Origin of the sequence: Haloactinopolyspora alba (genome assembly GCF_003014555.1) — a bacterium.
GTDB lineage: Bacteria > Actinomycetota > Actinomycetes > Jiangellales > Jiangellaceae > Haloactinopolyspora > Haloactinopolyspora alba.
Genome location: NZ_PYGE01000001.1, coordinates 225,893 through 242,875, shown reverse-complemented (window position 1 = coordinate 242,875; position 16,983 = coordinate 225,893). Strand labels below are relative to the sequence as shown.

Annotated in this window: 16 protein-coding genes and 1 tRNA gene; 7 read left to right on the top strand and 10 right to left on the bottom strand. The window is 70.0% G+C overall.

Translation table 11 applies throughout. The features are described 5' to 3' along the window. Positions 1-19: 19 nt before the first annotated feature. Positions 20-1,363, top strand: a complete 1,344-nt coding sequence (gene gdhA / locus CLV30_RS01115; protein WP_106535337.1) for an NADP-specific glutamate dehydrogenase — start codon at positions 20-22, stop codon at positions 1,361-1,363. 155 nt (positions 1,364-1,518) lie between these two features. On the opposite strand, the gene CLV30_RS01110 is transcribed toward gdhA, so the two are convergent. Next, entirely contained in the window at positions 1,519-1,725 is a 207-nt protein-coding gene (locus CLV30_RS01110; protein ID WP_106535336.1) for a DUF3073 domain-containing protein, read from the bottom strand. Positions 1,726-1,872: 147 nt separating this feature from the next. Further along, positions 1,873-2,967, bottom strand: coding sequence for a Glu/Leu/Phe/Val family dehydrogenase (locus CLV30_RS01105; protein WP_106535335.1), 1,095 nt, complete (start codon positions 2,965-2,967; stop codon positions 1,873-1,875). Between the two features lie 102 nt (positions 2,968-3,069). Here CLV30_RS01105 and CLV30_RS01100 point away from each other — a divergent pair, with 102 nt between their 5' ends. Then, complete coding sequence (locus CLV30_RS01100) at positions 3,070-4,704, top strand: DHA2 family efflux MFS transporter permease subunit (RefSeq protein WP_106535334.1); 1,635 nt, start codon at positions 3,070-3,072, stop codon at positions 4,702-4,704. 190 nt (positions 4,705-4,894) lie between these two features. Further along, complete coding sequence (locus CLV30_RS01095; RefSeq protein ID WP_106535333.1) at positions 4,895-5,116, top strand: BldC family transcriptional regulator; 222 nt, start codon at positions 4,895-4,897, stop codon at positions 5,114-5,116. A gap of 310 nt (positions 5,117-5,426) precedes the next feature. On the opposite strand, the gene CLV30_RS01090 is transcribed toward CLV30_RS01095, so the two are convergent. Continuing rightward, positions 5,427-5,798 carry an SDR family NAD(P)-dependent oxidoreductase gene (locus CLV30_RS01090; protein ID WP_240723124.1) on the bottom strand — a complete coding sequence of 124 codons (372 nt, stop codon included), beginning with the start codon at positions 5,796-5,798 and terminating at the stop codon, positions 5,427-5,429. A gap of 80 nt (positions 5,799-5,878) precedes the next feature. Here CLV30_RS01090 and CLV30_RS01085 point away from each other — a divergent pair, with 80 nt between their 5' ends. Beyond that, complete coding sequence (locus CLV30_RS01085) at positions 5,879-6,364, top strand: TetR/AcrR family transcriptional regulator (protein ID WP_106535331.1); 486 nt, start codon at positions 5,879-5,881, stop codon at positions 6,362-6,364. A 1,066-nt stretch (positions 6,365-7,430) separates the two neighbouring features. Here CLV30_RS01085 and CLV30_RS01075 read toward each other — a convergent pair. Then, positions 7,431-7,503, bottom strand: a tRNA-Phe gene (locus tag CLV30_RS01075). A gap of 188 nt (positions 7,504-7,691) precedes the next feature. Here CLV30_RS01075 and CLV30_RS01070 point away from each other — a divergent pair. Then, positions 7,692-7,898, top strand: a complete 207-nt coding sequence (locus tag CLV30_RS01070) for a heavy-metal-associated domain-containing protein (RefSeq protein WP_106535604.1) — start codon at positions 7,692-7,694, stop codon at positions 7,896-7,898. Between the two features lie 44 nt (positions 7,899-7,942). Here CLV30_RS01070 and CLV30_RS01065 read toward each other — a convergent pair whose 3' ends face one another. From CLV30_RS01065 to CLV30_RS01050, 4 genes are all read right to left on the bottom strand, one after another. Continuing rightward, entirely contained in the window at positions 7,943-9,952 is a 2,010-nt protein-coding gene (locus CLV30_RS01065) for a bifunctional copper resistance protein CopD/cytochrome c oxidase assembly protein (RefSeq protein ID WP_106535329.1), read from the bottom strand. Further along, entirely contained in the window at positions 9,952-10,734 is a 783-nt protein-coding gene (locus tag CLV30_RS01060) for a copper resistance CopC family protein (RefSeq protein ID WP_129710810.1), read from the bottom strand. The genes CLV30_RS01065 and CLV30_RS01060 overlap by 1 nt, the downstream gene beginning before the upstream one ends. Next, positions 10,652-11,344, bottom strand: a complete 693-nt coding sequence (locus CLV30_RS01055; protein ID WP_106535327.1) for a YcnI family copper-binding membrane protein — start codon at positions 11,342-11,344, stop codon at positions 10,652-10,654. Before CLV30_RS01055 ends, CLV30_RS01060 begins: the two co-directional genes overlap by 83 nt. A 67-nt stretch (positions 11,345-11,411) precedes the next feature. Then, complete coding sequence (locus CLV30_RS01050) at positions 11,412-11,909, bottom strand: hypothetical protein (RefSeq protein WP_129710809.1); 498 nt, start codon at positions 11,907-11,909, stop codon at positions 11,412-11,414. A gap of 250 nt (positions 11,910-12,159) precedes the next feature. Here CLV30_RS01050 and CLV30_RS01045 point away from each other — a divergent pair, with 250 nt between their 5' ends. Continuing rightward, on the top strand, positions 12,160-12,963 hold the full coding sequence (locus tag CLV30_RS01045; RefSeq protein ID WP_106535325.1) for an ABC transporter ATP-binding protein: 804 nt from the start codon (positions 12,160-12,162) through the stop codon (positions 12,961-12,963). A 2-nt stretch (positions 12,964-12,965) separates the two neighbouring features. After that, on the top strand, positions 12,966-14,324 hold the full coding sequence (locus CLV30_RS01040) for an FtsX-like permease family protein (protein ID WP_106535324.1): 1,359 nt from the start codon (positions 12,966-12,968) through the stop codon (positions 14,322-14,324). A 155-nt stretch (positions 14,325-14,479) separates the two neighbouring features. Here CLV30_RS01040 and CLV30_RS01035 read toward each other — a convergent pair whose 3' ends face one another. Further along, positions 14,480-15,796 (bottom strand): formimidoylglutamate deiminase, encoded by a 1,317-nt coding sequence (locus CLV30_RS01035; RefSeq protein ID WP_106535323.1) that lies wholly within the window; start codon positions 15,794-15,796, stop codon positions 14,480-14,482. Then, complete coding sequence (locus CLV30_RS01030) at positions 15,793-16,968, bottom strand: allantoate amidohydrolase (protein ID WP_106535603.1); 1,176 nt, start codon at positions 16,966-16,968, stop codon at positions 15,793-15,795. Before CLV30_RS01030 ends, CLV30_RS01035 begins: the two co-directional genes overlap by 4 nt. Positions 16,969-16,983 lie beyond the last annotated feature (15 nt).

The following is a 16,983-nucleotide window of genomic DNA, read 5'->3' as shown; positions in this document are numbered from 1 at the left end:
TCGTCAAGGAGTTCACCGCGTGCGCACTGTCGCAGATCTGTCGAAACTGGAACAAGAGATCGTCCACCGCAACCCGGCAGAGCCGGAGTTCCACCAAGCGGTGCGAGAGGTGCTCGAGTCTCTCGGCCCGGTCATGAGCAAGCATCCCGAATACGCCGACGCCAAACTCATCGAGCGGGTGTGCGAGCCGGAACGGCAGATCATCTTCCGGGTCCCGTGGGTCGACGACTCCGGTGTGGTTCACGTCAACCGTGGTTTCCGGGTCGAGTTCAACTCCGCGCTCGGACCGTACAAGGGGGGCCTGCGCTTCGACCGGTCGGTCAGCCTCGGCACCGTGAAGTTTCTCGGTTTCGAGCAGATCTTCAAGAACTCGCTGACCGGGCTGCCCATCGGCGGTGGTAAGGGCGGCGCCGACTTCGACCCCAAGGGCCGCTCCGACGGCGAGATCATGAGGTTCTGTCAGTCCTTCATGACCGAGCTGTACCGGCACCTCGGTGAGTACACGGACGTGCCGGCCGGAGACATCGGTGTCGGTGCGCGCGAGATCGGCTTTCTCTTCGGCCAGTACAAGCGGATCACCAACCGCTACGAGTCGGGCATGATCACCGGCAAGGGCTTGGTGTGGGGCGGTGCGCGGGTGCGGACCGAAGCCACCGGTTACGGGACCGCGTACTTCGTCGACGAGATGCTCGCCGCGACCGGCGGCTCGCTCGACGGGCGAGCGGTGGTGGTCTCGGGGTCGGGAAACGTCGCCATCTATGCGATCGAGAAGGTCCATCAGCTCGGTGGGACCGTGGTCGCCTGCTCGGACTCGAGCGGCTACGTGGTCGATCACGACGGCATCGACGTGGAGCTGCTGAGAGAGCTGAAGGAAGTACGCCGCCGCCGGATCGATGAGTACGTGGAACAGCGGCCCACGGCGACGTTCGTGCCGGACGGATCGGTCTGGGATGTTCCGTGCCAGGTCGCGTTGCCGTGTGCGACACAGAACGAGCTGACCGAGCACGGCGCGAAAGCACTGGTCGCCGGTGGGGTCGTTGCGGTGGCCGAAGGGGCGAACATGCCGTGCACCCGCGAAGCGGTGCACGTGTTCCGGGAGAACGGCGTGGCGTTCGGGCCGGGGAAGGCGGCCAACGCCGGCGGCGTCGCGACGAGCGCGCTCGAAATGCAGCAGAACGCGTCCCGCGACTCGTGGACGTTCGAGCACACCGAGGAGCGGCTGCGCGCGATCATGCACGACATTCACCAGGCCTGCCACGAGACCGCGGAAGAGTACGGTCGTCCCGGAGACTACGTCCTGGGGGCGAACGTCGCGGGGTTCACCAGGGTGGCCGAAGCCATGTCCGCGTTCGGTGTGGTGTAAGGGCGGGAAGCGGGACTGAGAGTCGTCCGGCCCGCCGAAACCGCCTGACGGCGTTCAGGCGCTGATCAGATGGTCACCCGGCTTGTGCCTCCCCGGCCGTCGCCGAGGAGGCACAAGCCGACCGACCGACTGTTTCGTCGATCCGAGCTCCGTCGTCAACCGGCGTGCCGGCGACGATCGTCGTCCTCGTCAGCGTCGAGATACTGCGAGTAGTCGTCGGCCTCGGAATCGTCGTGCCCACTGTCGTCGCCGCCGTCGGAGCCCAACTCACGCTGCAAAGCGTCGAAGTCGGTATCAAGCGTCTGGTACTTCAACCGACGGGCGACCTTCGTCTGCTTGGCCTTGGCCCGGCCGCGCCCCATAGGGTCGACCCCCTCGCACAAAACTGGGGCGGCCAGTTTACCGGACGCCCTCGTTTCCCTTCGAATGACATCTGCTCGTACCTACAACGGTACAGGGTCGCCCCCTGTTCCGTCTCATCCGGGGCGAACTGTGCCCAGATATTGACATCACCCACCGACGTGGATGTCGCGCAACCGCGCGACGTCGGCGATCCGCCGCTCGGCGATGCGATCCGCGGCGACCGCAGGCGGGACCCCTTCGTCCCCGGCCACCGCGAAGATCTCCCGGGTCGTGTCGAGGATCCGGGCCGCCTTGCCCTTGGCGCGGTCGAACGAGAAGCCGTGCAGCTCGTCGGCGACCTGGATCACACCGCCGGAGTTCACGACGTAATCCGGTGCGTACAGGATACCGGCATCGTCCAGGCTCTTCTCGACCCCGGGGTGCTCCAGCTGGTTGTTGGCGCCCCCGCAGACGGCCGCGACCCCGCGCGCGTCGAGAGTGGCGGCCACCTCGTCGTCGAGAGCGCCGCCCAGGGCACACGGAGCGTAGACGTCGATGCCCGAGCGCAGCAGCGACGGCGTGTCGTCGGCGACCTCGACCTCGGGGCGCTCGGTGCGGAGCCGGGACATGGCCGGCTCGGACACGTCGGTGGCGACGACGGACGCGCCGTCGTCGATCAACAGGCCGGCCAGCTTGGAACCCACCTTGCCGACGCCGGCGACACCGACACGGTGCCCGGCCAGTGTGGGCTCGCCCCACAGGCGCTCGGCGCAGGCGCGCATCCCCTGGAAGACGCCGAACGCCGTCAGCACGCTGGAGTCGCCGGCGCCGCCCTCGGCGGGGGAGCGGCCGGTGACGTGCCGGCACTCGCGCGCGACGGTGTCCATGTCGGCGACGTAGGTGCCCACGTCACAGGCGGTGATGTAGCGCCCGCCGAGCGACGCGACGAACCGGCCGTAGGCGCGCAGCAGCGTCTCGGTCTTGTGTCGCTGCGGGTCGCCGATGATGACGGCCTTGCCGCCGCCGTGGTCGAGCCCGGCGAGGGCGTTCTTGTACGTCATGCCCCGGGAGAGGTGCAGGACGTCCTCCAGAGCCGCATCCTCGGACTCGTACGGGAAGAAACGGGTGCCGCCCAGCGACGGCCCCAGAGCGGTGGAGTGTACGGCGACGATGGCACGCAGCCCGCTGGCCGCGTCCTGGCAGAAGACCACTTGTTCGTGCCCCGAGTGGCGGCCGAACACCAGTGGCGACGCGTCGGTCATGGTGGTGACCCTTTCACGTCCGGGCCCGCGGGGTGTTGCGGGCGACGACGGTGTCACGCATCACTCTAGTGTGGCTCGCAGGCGGCGGCTGAGGAGGTCGTGATGCGGCGATGGCGTGGCAACCCGTGGGCGATCCTGCTGACGCTGTGTCTCGGCTTCTTCATGGTGCTGCTGGACGTGACGATCGTGAACATCGCGATCCCGAGCATGATGGGCGGCCTCGGCGCGTCGCTGGACGAGATCCTCTGGGTCGTCAACTCCTACGTCATCATGCTCGCGGTCCTGGTGATCACGGCGGGACGGATCGGCGACCTGCGTGGGCAGCGGGCGATGTTCATGCTGGGCGTGGCGGTGTTCACCGCGGCGTCGCTGGCCTGCGGGCTGGCGCAGGGGCCGGTCATGCTGATCGCCGCGCGGGTGGTGCAGGGCACCGGTGCGGCCATCCTGATGCCGCAGACCTCGGCGCTGTTGATCATGACGTTCCCGCCGCAGAAACGGGGCGCGGCGTTCGGCGTGTGGGGCGCCGTGGGCGGCGTGGCGACGGTGGCGGGGCCCACGCTCGGTGGCCTGCTGGTCACGGCGTTCGACTGGCGATGGATCTTCTTCGTGAACATCCCCGTCGGTGTGCTCGTCCTGACGATGGCGTGGTTGATCATTCCCGAGTCGTCCAGGCGGGAGAGCAGGTCGCTGGACGTCCCGGGGGTGCTGCTGGCGAGCGCCGCCCTGGTGTTCCTGACGTTCGGCCTGGTCGAGGGTGAGCGGTTCGGGTGGGGCCGGATCACCGGTTTCGTGTCGATCCCGTTGCTGCTGTCGGTGGGAGCGGTGATGGCGACGGTGTTCATCGTCTACCAGGCGCGCCGGCAGGACCGCGAGCCCCTCGTCCCGTTCGCGCTGTTCCGTGACCGCAACTACAGCGTCATGAACGTCGTCGCCGCACTGGTCTCCGTCGCGATGGTCGGGACGTTCCTCCCGGTGACGATCTATCTCCAGTCGGCGCTGGGCTTCACCGCACTGCACGCGGGGTTGACGATGGCGCCGATGTCGGCCATGTCGATGGTGGTCGCGCCGTTCGCGGGCCGGCTGACCGACCGGATCGGCGGGAAGTACATCCTGATGACCGGGCTGTCGCTGTTCGGCGCCGGGATGGGTACGTTCGTCCTGATCGCGACCGTCGAATCACAATGGTGGAACTTTCTGCCGTCCTTGCTCGTCGCCGGTGTGGGGTTGGGGTGCGTGTTCGCGCCGATGAACACCGTCGCCATGCGCCACGTCCCCGACCGGCTGGCCGGTGCTGCCTCCGGAGTGCTCAACACGGACCGCCAGCTCGGTCAGGTCATGGGCAGTGCGGTGGTGGGGGCGGTGTTGCAGAGCCGCCTCGCCGCGAGCCTGCATTCCGAAGCGGTTGCGGCTGCAACGGAGTTGCCGGAAGCGGCGAGGCAACCGTTCATCGACGGCTTCGAAGGGGCCGCGGAGGGAGGATTGCAGGTCAGCACCGGTCAGAATGCTGTTGACATCACGCCTCCACCGGGAGTTCCGGAAGAAGTCGTGCGAAAGATCGGCGAAATGGCCCACGAAGTGTTCGTTCGGGGCTATGTTGATGCGATGAAGCCAACGTTGATCGTTCCGGTCGCTTCTGTGGCATGTGGGGCAATACTGTGTCTCGCAGTCAAGCGGGGGCGAACGTCGCGTGACACGGACGGCGGTGCCGGCACACGGACGACCTCCAGTGCCGTCTGAGCCCGACCTGACACCACTTGGGTCGGTTCGCGGCCTACGTGCAACTTACGTAGGCTTGCAGTATCCGTGGGCGACATCGTCCGAATGGACGGTACGGGTCGAACCGTACGGCGGTGCCGTTCGTGGTTGGTTTTGCTGTGAAATATCCAGTGTGGCGGGAAGGTCCCGCTGTGGTTGTAAGGAGGTGACGATGGCGACCAGGACACAAGACGCCGAGCCCCTCCTCACCCCTGCCGAGGTGGCGGCGATGTTCCGGGTGGATCCCAAGACGGTGACGCGCTGGGCCAAGGCCGGCAAGCTCACGTCGATCCGGACCCTCGGGGGCCACCGACGGTACCGCGAGTCCGAGGTTCGTACGCTGCTCAACGGGCAAGGCCCGGCGATGGAGCGTGTCGAGGTCGGCGAACTCTGACCGGTGGTGAGGGCTGGTCGGCGCATGCTTGAAGACAAGCACGTGTCGGGCGGTGTTCGAGGAAGTCAAACGGGCTCGTAGGCGGCGGGCCCTGAATGAGGGCAGTGCGGACACGCACATGGAGTCGTGCGGCCGGTGAGGCGCGGCCGCATGCGCATGGTCGGCGTCGCGGGTGCGACCGGAGTCGCTGAGGGCGGAAGAAGCGACCGATCCGGTGCACCGCTGCAGCCGCCGGACGTCGACACGGGCGACGAGATCGTCGTCGCCCGTGTCCGAGTCTGTACTGCGCGGCTCCGGAGACCACACCTCGCTACAGTCTCGAACCTCCGGTGACGTCTATCGTGTGTCCGGTCACGTAGCGCGCGTCGTCCGAGGCCAGGAAGCCGATGACATCGGCGACCTCGGTGGGTGTTCCGATGTAGCCCAGGGCGATCTGCGGGAGCACGTGGTCGACGGCTTCCTGATTGCCGCGCAGCCAGCCTGCGTTCATGTCGGTGTCGATGATTCCCGGGGCCACGGCATTGACCGTGATGCGACGACCGCCCAGGTGCTGAGCCAACGTTCTGGTGAACGCGTCGACCGCGCCCTTCGTCATGGTGTACGCGATGATGTCCGGCATAGCGATCCGGGTGACGCCGGAGGACACGTTCACGATGTGGCCGCCGGTTTCGAGGCGGTTCAACCCTTCCTGGACGATCAGAAACGGCGCGGTCTCGTTGATCTGCTTACGAAGGCGCGAGCCTCTCCACGCTCACTGCCGCGATGGGTATCCGCCCGCCGAGCATGTACGCGGCCTTTGAGTCCAAGGAGTCGTTGTTCTTCTCGGTCGTTGACCACTACAACGCAACCCACGGCAGCTTCCTCGCCGAGGCGATTGCCGAGGAAACGAGCGGCACACGACTCGCCCGCCGGGTGCTCCACGAGGCGGCAGCTCACTACGCGTCAACCAGCCACCCCGGCGGATGTCTGGTGATCAGCGCGGCGGTCACGGTGACTCCAGGCAACCAGCATGTCGCGGACCGTCTCGCCGCCATGCGGAATCAGAACCTCGCGGCCTTCGAACAGGCATTCCAGCGCGACGTCGACTCTGGTGAGCTACCACCGCACGCTGATCCGTATCGACTTGCTCGATTCGTGGCCGCAGTCCTCCAAGGCATGAGCCAGCAGGCTCGAGATGGCGCCCAGGTCGAAGACCTACGGGCGGTGGCCACCACGGCCGGGAACGTGATGTCGGTGCTCCACCGTTGACGGTGCTGGCGGGCCGCCCGCCGGCGTGATCACCGGGGTGGCACGCTCCGCAGGCCAAGGGAACGGAGGCGCAAGATGGCAGATTCCGTATGGGTCTTCCACGCGAACGGTGTCGACACCTTCGAGCAGGAAGCTGACTTCGATCCGGAGTCCTATGGCGGCGTGGAGTCACGGGTGGACGTCACCACCCCGAGCGGTGCAGTCCACCTCTACCGAGGTGTGAACGGCGGCAAACCGGTGCGGTACACGGTTGCCGACAACGGGACGCTGTTGATCACGTCGGGCCGCGAAGAGTTCGTTTACGGGACGGCCGGGTGGGCACGCGTGACGGGCGACCGGCCGGGACGAGGAAATGATCCTCGTCCAGTGCGGTAGCCGGAGACCGGCCGAGTCCGCCTCGTCTGGAGCCACTCAGTCTCAGCTTCTCGCGAGCCCCTTGCCGTCCACTTGGCGTGGGTCGTCCTCGCTCTGGCCGGTTCCGTGGGGATCTGAGCGCACCTTGGTGAGAAAACTGACGGATGGCGCGGGTTTTCGTGTCGGATGCGTCGTTTTTCTCACCGAGGTGTGTTCAGGTCCCTGAGGTGAGGTCTGCCAACCAACGCCGGGTGAGGGACGGGCACGCCCGACGGGTCCGTTGTCCACAGGAAGCGGCTCGATCGGCCGATGCCGGGTGACTCGTCCACAGATCCGGTGAGCGGCCTGTCGTACGTCGCACGGGCGGCGCACATTGCATGAATGCCCGGACGCATCCGCACCATCCCGTACGACATCGCCGAACTCCTCGGTCGCGAGGGCGGGGTGGTCACTTCTGCTGTCGCCGGAGCCGCCCGTGCGCACCCCAGCCGGTTGCGACGGCTGCATCGAGCGGGCTTCCTCACCCGCCTGTCGCCCGGCTGCCGCGTCACCCTTGACACACTTCGCTCCGGCCAGAGGCGGCAGTTGTCAACGAGGAAGAGTGGCGCGATGGGCTTTGTCCGTGCCCCCACGTGCCCCAACGGGGCGGACCGAGGTGGAGAACGACGGTAGGCCGCGTCGACAGCGAACTGCGAACGCGCTGGTCAAAGAGTGGACAGGGGCGGGTTCGATCCGCCGACCTTCCGCTTTTCAGGCGGACGCTCTTCCAACTGAGCTACCTGTCCTCGGTGGCGCATCGAGTTTAACCGACGCCGGCGGCGTGGCGAAATCGGCAGGCCGGCGTGCCACGTCGGCGGAGGCGGACGTGACACAGATACCCCCCGGGCGTATGCTGGCGCTGTACGACGATCCCGCTTCGTGCGAGCGCGCCGCCGCGGCGGATCACCACCGCGTGAGTCAGGAGAGACGAGACATGACGACCACCGACTACTCCGTCAAGGGCATGACCTGCAGTCACTGTGCCGACGCGGTGACCGGGGAGATCAGCCGGATCGACGGCGTCTCCGCAGTCGACGTCGACGTCGACAGCGGGCGGGTCAGCGTGACGAGTACGGCGCCGCTCGACAACGCGGCGGTCGCCGCGGCCGTCGACGAGGCCGGGTACGAGCTGCAGAGCTGACCGCCGAACGGTGACGCGGCGTCCCCGCCGCGGGGGAGGCCTGTTCAGCCTCCACCGCGGCGGGAGTCGGCGTCGAGTTTCGCCAGATAGTCGTTGTACGCGGCCCGCTCTGCCTCCGCTTCACCCTCACGCCGGTCGAAGCGGCGCGCCGCCCGTTCGTCCGACCGGTACCACTGCACGAACAGGATGACGATCACCGCCACGCCCGGCAACTCGCCCGAGCCCCAGGTGATCTGCCCGGCCAGGATCTGGTCGTCGAGCGTGTTCGGCAGCCAGCCGATGCCTTCGCTCAGATCGCGGTAGTAGTCACCCGCGATGAGCCGCGACGACTCCATCATCGCCAGCCCGAAGAACGCGTGCAGCGCGACACCCAGCAGGTGCAGGACGAGCCGGGCCGGGAACGGTGGCCGTTTCGGCAACGGGTCGATGCCGATGAGCATCTCGAAGAACAGATAGCCCACCAGCAGGAAGTGCACGCTCATCAGCAGATGGCCCGCGTGCTCGCGCATCGCGCTCTCGAACAGGCCGGTGAAGTAGACCATGAACGAGCCGGTGGCGAACAGCGTGAGCGACACCAGCGGATGGGTGAGCAGCCGCACCGCCCGGCTGTTTATGGCCGACATGATCATCTCGCGGGGTCCGGTGTCCCCGCGCCGTGCCGGGCCGATGGCGCGCAGCGCGAGTGTCACGGGCCCGCCCAGCACCAGCAGTACCGGGCTGACCATCATGAGCGTCATGTGCTGGACCATGTGCACCGACATCATGGTCATGCCGTAGGTCTGGAGGCCGGACAGGCTGACGAACGCGATGGTCGCCACGCCGGACATCCACGCGACGGTCCGGCCGATCGGCCACCGGTCGCCACGGCGCCGCAGCCGCCACAGGCCGCCGGCGTACAGCAGCACGGCCGCCAGGCAGCCGATGGAGAACAGTGCGCTCGGATAGATCTCGGTCAACAGCCGGGTGAAGCTGAGCTCCGGCGGCGGCTCGTAGCCGAGCAGGTCGCGCGTGGGCGAGACCACCTCGGGCGCCTCGGGAACCGGAGGCTCGGTACGGCTCAACGCGACCGCGAGCCCCGTCGTCACCGCCATCAGCAGGATCTCGCCCGCCGCGAGGCGCCGGAACGCGCCGCGGCGGCCCGACTCGATCAGCGGCAACGTGCGACGACGGTGAGCGGCCCCGAAGAAGCCGAGCGCCACCAGCGCCGCCACCTTCACCATCATGATCAGCCCGTAGGCGGACGTGAACAGCTCGGTGACCGAGCTGAACCGGACCCACGCGTTGAGCACGCCACTCGCGGCCACCATGACGTAGGCGCCGAGCGCGGTGGCCGAGAACGCCCGCGCCACCCGGGGCAGCTCGCGGCCGCGTTGACCGGCGTACCAGGCCACCGCGATCAGCCCGCCGACCCACACCGCCATCGCGATCAGATGGGTCAGCAGGGAGATCGTCGCCGAGTAGTGATAGTCGCCGGACGAGGAGTGACCGATGAGTCCCAGCGGGACGAGCGTGGCGACCCCCAGGCACATCAGCGCGATCGAACCGCCGTGACCCAGCGTGAGGCGGGCCGCGGGGATGATCGTCAACGCCAGCACCACGATGGACGCGTACGCCTGCCCCTGGATGACGCTGCCGGTGTAGGACCAGAACGCCTCACCGGCCAGCGCCTCGCCGAGTGGCCGTCCGATCAGGTCGGACAGCGTCAGCAGGTGCACCACGGTGGCGGCGGCCGCCAGGACCAGGGCGGCCCAGGACGCCGCTCGCAACGCTCGCAGCGCGTCTCCGCCGAGTTCGCCGCGCTGGACCGGGAGCACGACGGCCAGCCCGAGCAGACCGATCAGGACGGCGGCCGAACCGTCCAGGATCAACTGCGCGGTCGGTAGTCCCCATCGGGTCAGCCCGCCAGGGTCGCCGAGTCCCGCCACTGCCGGTGTGGTTCCCCCACCGCCGAGGTACAGCGCGGCCATCAGGGCGACGAGCGCGCCCCCGACCGCGGCACCGCCCCACTGGCGGGTGGGCGGAGCCGAGTCGACCGGGGCTTTGAGCGTCGTCATCACCGACCAGTGTCTCCTGAGGTGTCGGTACGCCGGCCACCGACCGCGACATAGGCGATCCCGGCGATGACGGCAGCCGCGCCGACGATCACCAGGGCCACGACGAGTGGACCCGGTCCGTCGTCGTCCGAACCGGTGCCGGCGGCGTCGGACGTGTCCTGCTCCGGGGGTGCGGACGCCGGCGCGGATGTCGATCCGGAGGTCGGTGCCGGTGTCGTGCCGGTGGCCGGCCGGTCGGGGTCGTCCGGTGTCGCGTCGGCTGTCGTGCCCGGATCCGGTGTGCCGGGTGTGGTCGCGTCGCCGGCGCCGCCATCGGTCGCACCGCCGGACCCGGCCACGGTGAACGTCGTCGTGCCACTGACCGGGTGCCCGTCCGACGAGACGATCCGGTACGAGATCGTGTATGCGCCGTTCGGCAGGTCGTCCACCGGCTGCGTCACCGTCGGCCCGCTGACCCGCGGCTCGCCCTGCTGGTGCGATCCGCCGTCCGCGTCGAGCACGGCGATCTGGGCGAACCGGTTCTGGATGGCGTTGTTGAACGTCAGCTCGACCGCCTCGGGCGCCCGGGCGACGGTCGCGCCGTCCGCAGGGGACGCGCCGACCAGTACGTCGTGTGCGGAAGCGGGCAGTGTGCCGGCCACGGTGAGCGCAGCCGCAGCCGCGGCGGTGGTGACCGCCGCGGCTGCGGACCCGAAGCGACTACGCACGGCGACGTCGCAGAGCTGCCGCGCCGATTCCCAGTCCGGCCGCGCCGACGACGACACCGCCGACCCCCACGCCACGTGCGAGATCGTCCGTCGAGTCGGCCTCGACGGTGCCGGTGTGGCGGGATTCGGCCTGCGACCCGTCGTCGGCCGGGACCACGGTCAGGGTGGGCGCCGGGTGCGGAGGTTCCTCCTCGGCCGGTGCCTGGTCCCAGGCCACGACGTCACCGTTGTCGTACGTCTGGGTGGCCGGGAACATGTAGGTGCCGGGCTCCGGCAGTGGTCCGACGGCCAGGGAGAACTCGTCGAACTGGTCCGGCCCGATCCGCACGCCATTGTCAGCGGTCCAGGTGACCGAGGTGACCGCCTCCTCCAGGGTGTAGTCGCCGACCTCGACCGGCTCGTCGAACTTCTCGGTGGTGAGCTCGGCGGTCCAACCCGGGTGCGGTTGCACGCGGACGGACGGGAACGGCGTGTCGGCGGGTAGGTCCAGACGCAGCCGCGTCGTGCCGGCGGTGTCCGATTCGTTCGGCACCCGGACGGTGATCTTGGCCCACGAGCCGGACGTGTCGACGTCCGGCCGGATGGTCACGTGCGCCGAAGCGCCGGCGGTGCCCGCCAGCAGCAGGCCCGTGGCGGCGCCGGCGGTGAGTCCTGCGCGCACCAAAGCGCGCGAAAGTGTGGTCATGAGACATTTCCTCAAATGTGATGGTACGTGCGCTCGCCGGCCTGGGCACGGACGAGCGGAGATGGCGTCAGGAACCCGGCACCGCGGGCGGGCCGCGCCAGGGCGTGGAGCGGATCAGGTCGACGACCCGTGCCGACGGGGCGGGCTGCGGAGACGGCTCCGTCCCCGGCCGCTCGTTCGGCAGCGGTGTCTCGAGCAGGCGGCGCACCCGCCGCAGCAAGATCGTCGCCGACAGCGACGCCATCGACCAGGCCACCGACTCGGCACCGGACAGCAGCACCGTGAGCACACCGGCGGCCACGACGTGCGCCAGCAGCATCGTCATGCCTGGCGTGACCGCGCCGTCGGTGCCGTGCTGGCCCGCGAGGACGAGAAGGACGTGCAACGCCGGCTGCGACAGCAGCAGGACCGCGGCGATCTCGCCCAGGGAACGGCGGCGATCGGCCAGGCCGACGCAGGCGACGCTCAGCAGCGCCCCGACGAGGACGAACCCGGCGTGCGTCGGGACCGCACCGCCGGCGGCGACGTGCGCGGTGCTGGGGAGGAACAAGCACGAAGCGGACATGGTGAGACCGCGCGTCACCCGCGCACGTCCGCTTCCCATGTCACGCACCCGGCCACTGTATCGACCGTGCACAGAACAGGGGCAGGCGGTGTTGTGAGCCGGACGCGGCGGCCGTGGCGGGCCGGGCGTGCCGGCACTGGTAGGGCCAGCCCCACCACAGGTTGGCGGGCTCGGCCCAATGTGACGGCTCGGCGCGATCTCTAGCGTTCATGGTGCCAGCACAACCGCATCATCCAACGGGAGAAGAACCATGGCCGACCATTACCGTTCCGAACCGATCGAGGCGCTGCGCCTGGAGTCCGTCGACAAGGTGTACGGAACCGAGGACAACCCGGTCCGGGCGCTCGACAGCGTGACCGTCGGTCTTGCCCCGGGCAGTTTCACCGCGATCATGGGGCCGTCCGGCTCCGGGAAGAGCACGTTCCTGCAGTGCGCGGCCGGCCTCGACCAGCCGACCCGGGGCCGCGTCTTCGTCGACGGCGCCGAGCTGACCGGCGAGTCCGAGACCGCGTTGACGAAGTTCCGGCGCCAGCGCATCGGGTTCGTGTTCCAGCAGTTCAACCTGATGCCGACGCTGACCGTGTACCAGAACGTGACGTTGCCGCTGCGGATGGCGGGCAAGCGCTCCGACCGGGATCGCACGACGGCGATGCTGCGGCAGGTCGGGCTCGCCGACCGGATGGGACACCGTCCGTCCGAGCTCTCCGGCGGCCAGCAGCAGCGCGCGGCCATCGCCCGGGCGCTGGTGACCGACCCGCGGGTGATCTTCGCCGACGAACCGACCGGTGCGCTGGACACGAAGAGCGCGCGCGACGTGCTGCAGCTGCTGCGCAGCAGCGTCGACCATCTCGGCCAGACGGTGGTGATGGTGACCCACGACCCGGTCGCCGCCTCCTACGCCGACAGCGTGATGTTCCTCGCCGACGGCAGGAGTGCCGGGACGCTCGACAAGCCGACCGCCGAGACGGTCGCCGAACGGATGACGCACCTCGGCGACGAGGTCCACATGCAGGACGCGTCCGCGGACGCCGGACGGAAGGTCGTGGGGCTGTGAGCATGATCGCGTTGGCCGTCAGTTCGCTGCGGCACCGCAAGAGCACGTTCGTCGCGACGTTCCTGTCGTTGTTCCTCGGCGGCACGATCGTCATGGCCTTCGCCGCGATGTTCGACACGGGCACCGCGGACGGGGTCGACTCGACGACCTCCGAGGCGCTGGTCACGATGGCGAGCGTGGTCGGCGGATGGGGACTGATCATCGTGGCGTTCGCGGTGGTCTCGACGCTGACGATGTCGGTGCGGCAGCGCTCCTCCGAGATGGCGCTGCTGAAGAACGTGGGCGCCACACCTGGACAGGTCAGCAGGCTGATCGTCGGGGAGACGCTGGCCGTGGCGTTCGCTGCCGCGCTGCTCGCGGTGGCTCCGGCGGCGCTGACCGGCAAGATACTGCTCGAGATCCTGCAGGAGACCGGGCAGGCCGGCGAACAGGTCGGCTACGTCTTCGGGCCGGTGGCGTTGTCGGTGGGGTTCGCCGTGACGGTTCTCGGCGCGGCGACGGCGGCGACGGTGGCCGCCCGGCGCACCTCGCGGATGCGAGCCCGCGACGCGGTCGCCGCGGCGGCGCTGGAGCAGTCCGGCATGAGCCGGAAGCGGAAGATCGCCGCATGGGTGTTCATCGCGCTCGGCGTCGACCTCGGTGTGGTGACGGCGACCGTGTTCAACGGCGAGGGCGTCGACGCGATGCAGACCGCCGGGCAGGCGTCGATCTGGTTCGCGATCGGCCTGGCGCTGCTGTCGCCGGCGTTGCTGCGCATGGTGACGAACGTGGTGGGCGCGCTGCTGAGCCGCCTTGGTGCCGGCGGCTGGATGGCGACACAGAACATGCGCCAGCGTGTGCACCAGATGGGTGGTGCCCTGATGCCGATCATCCTGTTCACCGGGATCGCGACGGGCACGCTCTACATGCAGAGCATCGAGAACGCGGCGGCGCCGGTGGCGAACACGGTTACCACCGCGGAGGAGGCGCAGACGATCGAGACGCTCAACCTGGTCGTGGTCGGCATGATCGCGCTGTTCGCGGCGGTCATGGTGATCAACACGCTGGTGTCGGCGACGACGTACCGGCGCCAGGAGTTCGGCCAGCAGCGCCTGGCCGGCTCGACCCCGCAGCAGGTGCTGCGGATGGTGGGCGCCGAGGGGGCGGTGCTGGCTTCGGCCGGTGTGCTGTTCGGCTCGATCGCGTCGATCGCCACGGTGATCCCGTACAGCATCGCGCGGACCGATTCGGTGCTTCCGGACGTGACCGTGCTGCTGTACGTGGGCATCGTGTCGGCGGCGGCGCTCCTGACGCTGGCGTCCAGTCTGGGCGCGGCGCGGAAGACGATCAGCACTCCGGCGGTCGAGGCGGTCGCCGTGTGAGAGGGACGACCCCGGCGGGGTGGCCGGCGCGTGTAGGAGCGTGCCGGCCACCCCGTCGCCGTCGTCACGGGACCGCCTCGTCGCATCACCAGGCGATTGCACGCGTCACCAGGGCTGTACGGGTGGTGACGCAGGGAATTCCATGGTGAACGTGGTCATTTTCCGGCGGCTGGGGGGATTGTGGCGGTGAGGAGGTGGGCGATGTCGCCGAGGTGGTGGTGGCCGTCCCGCACGACGACGCGGCCGCCCGACACGACGGTGTCGACGTCGGCGGCCGTGGCGGCCAGGACCAGCTGGGCGGGCTCGGCGCCGGCCGTGCGGACAGTGTCGGTGCGGACGGCGACCAGGTCGGCCGATGCGCCGACGGCGATCCGCCCGTCGCCGGCCCAGCCGAGCGCCGCGTGACCGTGCCGCGTCAGCGCCGCGACCAGCTCGGACGGGTCGAACACTCCCCGTTCGCCACCGGCCAGCCGTTCGTGCATCTCGAGTAGCCGGGCCTCGCCCAGCAGGTCCACCACGGTGTGCTGGTCGCTGCCGAGACACAGCGGGGAACCGGCCGCACGCAATGCGGCCGCCGGCGACAGCCCGTCCGCGAGGTCCTGTTCGGTGGTGGGACAGGCGCAGATCGACGTGCGCGTCGACCCCAGCAGCCCGACGTCGCCGGGACCGGGGTGGTTGGCGTGCACGGCGGTACTGCGCGGGCCGAGGGCGCCGGCGTCGGCGAGCAGTTCCGTAGGGGACACGCCGTACGCGGCCCGGCAGTGCTCGTTCTCCGCCGGCTGCTCGGACAGGTGGACGTGCAACGGTGCGCGACGCTCGTGCGCCCACGCGGCGACGGTACCGATGGCTTGCGGCGGCACCGCACGGACCGAGTGCACGGCGGCCCCGACCCGGAACCCCGGCCCCTCGCGCAGCCGCGTGACCCGGTCGGCCCACGCCTGCGCGGACCCGTCGCCGAACCGCTGCTGCGCGCCGGTGAGCTCTCGCCCGATCCCACCCTCCAGGTAGCAGGTGTCCAGAAGGGTCAGCCGCACGCCCGCGTCGTCGGCGGCGGCACGCAGCGCCTCGCCCATCGCGTTCGGATCGTCGTACCGAGCGCCGCCCGGCCCGTGGTGCAGGTAGTGGAACTCCCCGACGACGGTGACGCCCGCGAGCGCCATCTCGGCGTACACCGCCCGTGCCAGCTGGTGGTACGACTCCGGCGTCAGCCGTCCGGCCAGCTCGTACATGCCCTCGCGCCAGCTCCAGAACGAGCCGCGGCCGCGGTGCGTGCGCCCGCGCAGCGCCCGGTGGAACGCGTGCGAGTGCGCGTCGGCGAACCCGGGCAGCACGAGCCCCGGCAGCCGGACGTCGTCCGCTTCCGGATCCACGCCGGAGGTGACCGTGGTGATCACACCGCCGCCGACACCGATCCGCACTCGCGCGGCCGGAGCGTCGTCCAGCCACGCGTGCTCGGCCCAGTACGTCGTCATCGGGTCAGCTCGGTGAGCGCGGCGGCCAGCGCCCGGACGCCCGCGTGGCAGTCGTCGCGTTCGGCGTGCTCGGCCGGCGAGTGCGAGACGCCGGTGGGGTTGCGGACGAACAGCATCGCCGTCGGCACGCCCGCTGCGCCGAGGATGCCCGCGTCGTGACCCGCGCCGGTCCCCAGCAGCGGCGCCCGCTCGCCGGCCGCGCCGACAGCATCGCCGACCGTGTCGGCCAGGCGGGTCGCCAGCGCCGCGTCGAACGTCGTCGGCGGCGTCCACGACTCGCGCACGGGGTCGAACGAGGCGAGCTCGGCCAGCACGGCGGACACCGCGTCCACGCCCGGAGCGCGGCAGTCGAGCCAGGCCCGGACCCGCGACGGGACGGCGTTGACGCCGTTCGGCTCGACCTGCACGCGGCCGACCGTGGCGAGCGCGTCGTGCCGGACCGCCGCGGCGCGGACCTCCTGCACCAGCGCGGCCAGGTCGATCATCGGGTCGCGGCGGTCGGCCAGCGGTGTGGTTCCGGCGTGGTTGGCCTCGCCGTCGAGGGTCACCCGCCAGCGGCCGTGCGGCCAGATGCCGCTGCCGACGCCCACCGGGTGGTCGAGCTCGACCAGCCCGCGGCCCTGCTCGACGTGCAACTCGACGAACGTGCCGACGCGCGCCAGCGCCTCGCGGTCCGCGCCGGCGGCGTCGGCGTCGTGCCCGGCGCGGCGCATCGCCTCGGCGACCGTCACGCCGTCGACATCGGTGAGACCGAGTGCGCGCTCGGCCGGCAGTGCGCCGGTCAGCAACCGCGACCCGGCGCACGCCACGCCGAACCGGGCGCCCTCCTCGTCGGCGAACGCAGCGACGCCGATCGGCCGCGACGGGCTCCATCCGCGTTCACGCAGCAGGTCGACGGCGGCGAAGGCGGACACGACACCCAGCGGACCGTCGAACGCGCCGCCGGACGGGACGGAGTCCAGGTGACTGCCGGCGACCACGCCCGGGCCGTCCCCGTCGGGGTCGCCCCACCAGGCCCACTGGTTCCCGGCCCGGTCGACGACACAGCTCAGCCCGCGGCGCCGGGCCTCGGCGGCGAACCACTCGCGCAGGGCGGCGTCCTCGGCGGTCCAGGCGAACCGCCGGTAACCGCCGTCCGCGTGCGCGCCCACCGGGGCGAGCTCGGCCCACATCGTGTCGAACGTGGC

What these genes read in the sequence shown, in the direction of transcription:
- CLV30_RS01110 (WP_106535336.1), bottom strand. Translation starts at nt 1,725, where the DNA reads ATGGGGCGCGGCCGGGCCAAGGCCAAGCAGACGAAGGTCGCCCGTCGG.
- CLV30_RS01105 (WP_106535335.1), bottom strand. Translation starts at nt 2,967, where the DNA reads ATGACCGACGCGTCGCCACTGGTGTTCGGCCGCCACTCGGGGCACGAA.
- CLV30_RS01100 (WP_106535334.1), top strand. Translation starts at nt 3,070, where the DNA reads ATGCGGCGATGGCGTGGCAACCCGTGGGCGATCCTGCTGACGCTGTGT.
- CLV30_RS01095 (WP_106535333.1), top strand. Translation starts at nt 4,895, where the DNA reads ATGGCGACCAGGACACAAGACGCCGAGCCCCTCCTCACCCCTGCCGAG.
- CLV30_RS01085 (WP_106535331.1), top strand. Translation starts at nt 5,879, where the DNA reads ATGGGTATCCGCCCGCCGAGCATGTACGCGGCCTTTGAGTCCAAGGAG.
- CLV30_RS01070 (WP_106535604.1), top strand. Translation starts at nt 7,692, where the DNA reads ATGACGACCACCGACTACTCCGTCAAGGGCATGACCTGCAGTCACTGT.
- CLV30_RS01065 (WP_106535329.1), bottom strand. Translation starts at nt 9,952, where the DNA reads ATGACGACGCTCAAAGCCCCGGTCGACTCGGCTCCGCCCACCCGCCAG.
- CLV30_RS01055 (WP_106535327.1), bottom strand. Translation starts at nt 11,344, where the DNA reads ATGACCACACTTTCGCGCGCTTTGGTGCGCGCAGGACTCACCGCCGGC.
- CLV30_RS01050 (WP_129710809.1), bottom strand. Translation starts at nt 11,909, where the DNA reads ATGTCCGCTTCGTGCTTGTTCCTCCCCAGCACCGCGCACGTCGCCGCC.
- CLV30_RS01045 (WP_106535325.1), top strand. Translation starts at nt 12,160, where the DNA reads ATGGCCGACCATTACCGTTCCGAACCGATCGAGGCGCTGCGCCTGGAG.
- CLV30_RS01040 (WP_106535324.1), top strand. Translation starts at nt 12,966, where the DNA reads ATGATCGCGTTGGCCGTCAGTTCGCTGCGGCACCGCAAGAGCACGTTC.
- CLV30_RS01035 (WP_106535323.1), bottom strand. Translation starts at nt 15,796, where the DNA reads ATGACGACGTACTGGGCCGAGCACGCGTGGCTGGACGACGCTCCGGCC.
- CLV30_RS01030 (WP_106535603.1), bottom strand. Translation starts at nt 16,968, where the DNA reads ATGTGGGCCGAGCTCGCCCCGGTGGGCGCGCACGCGGACGGCGGTTAC.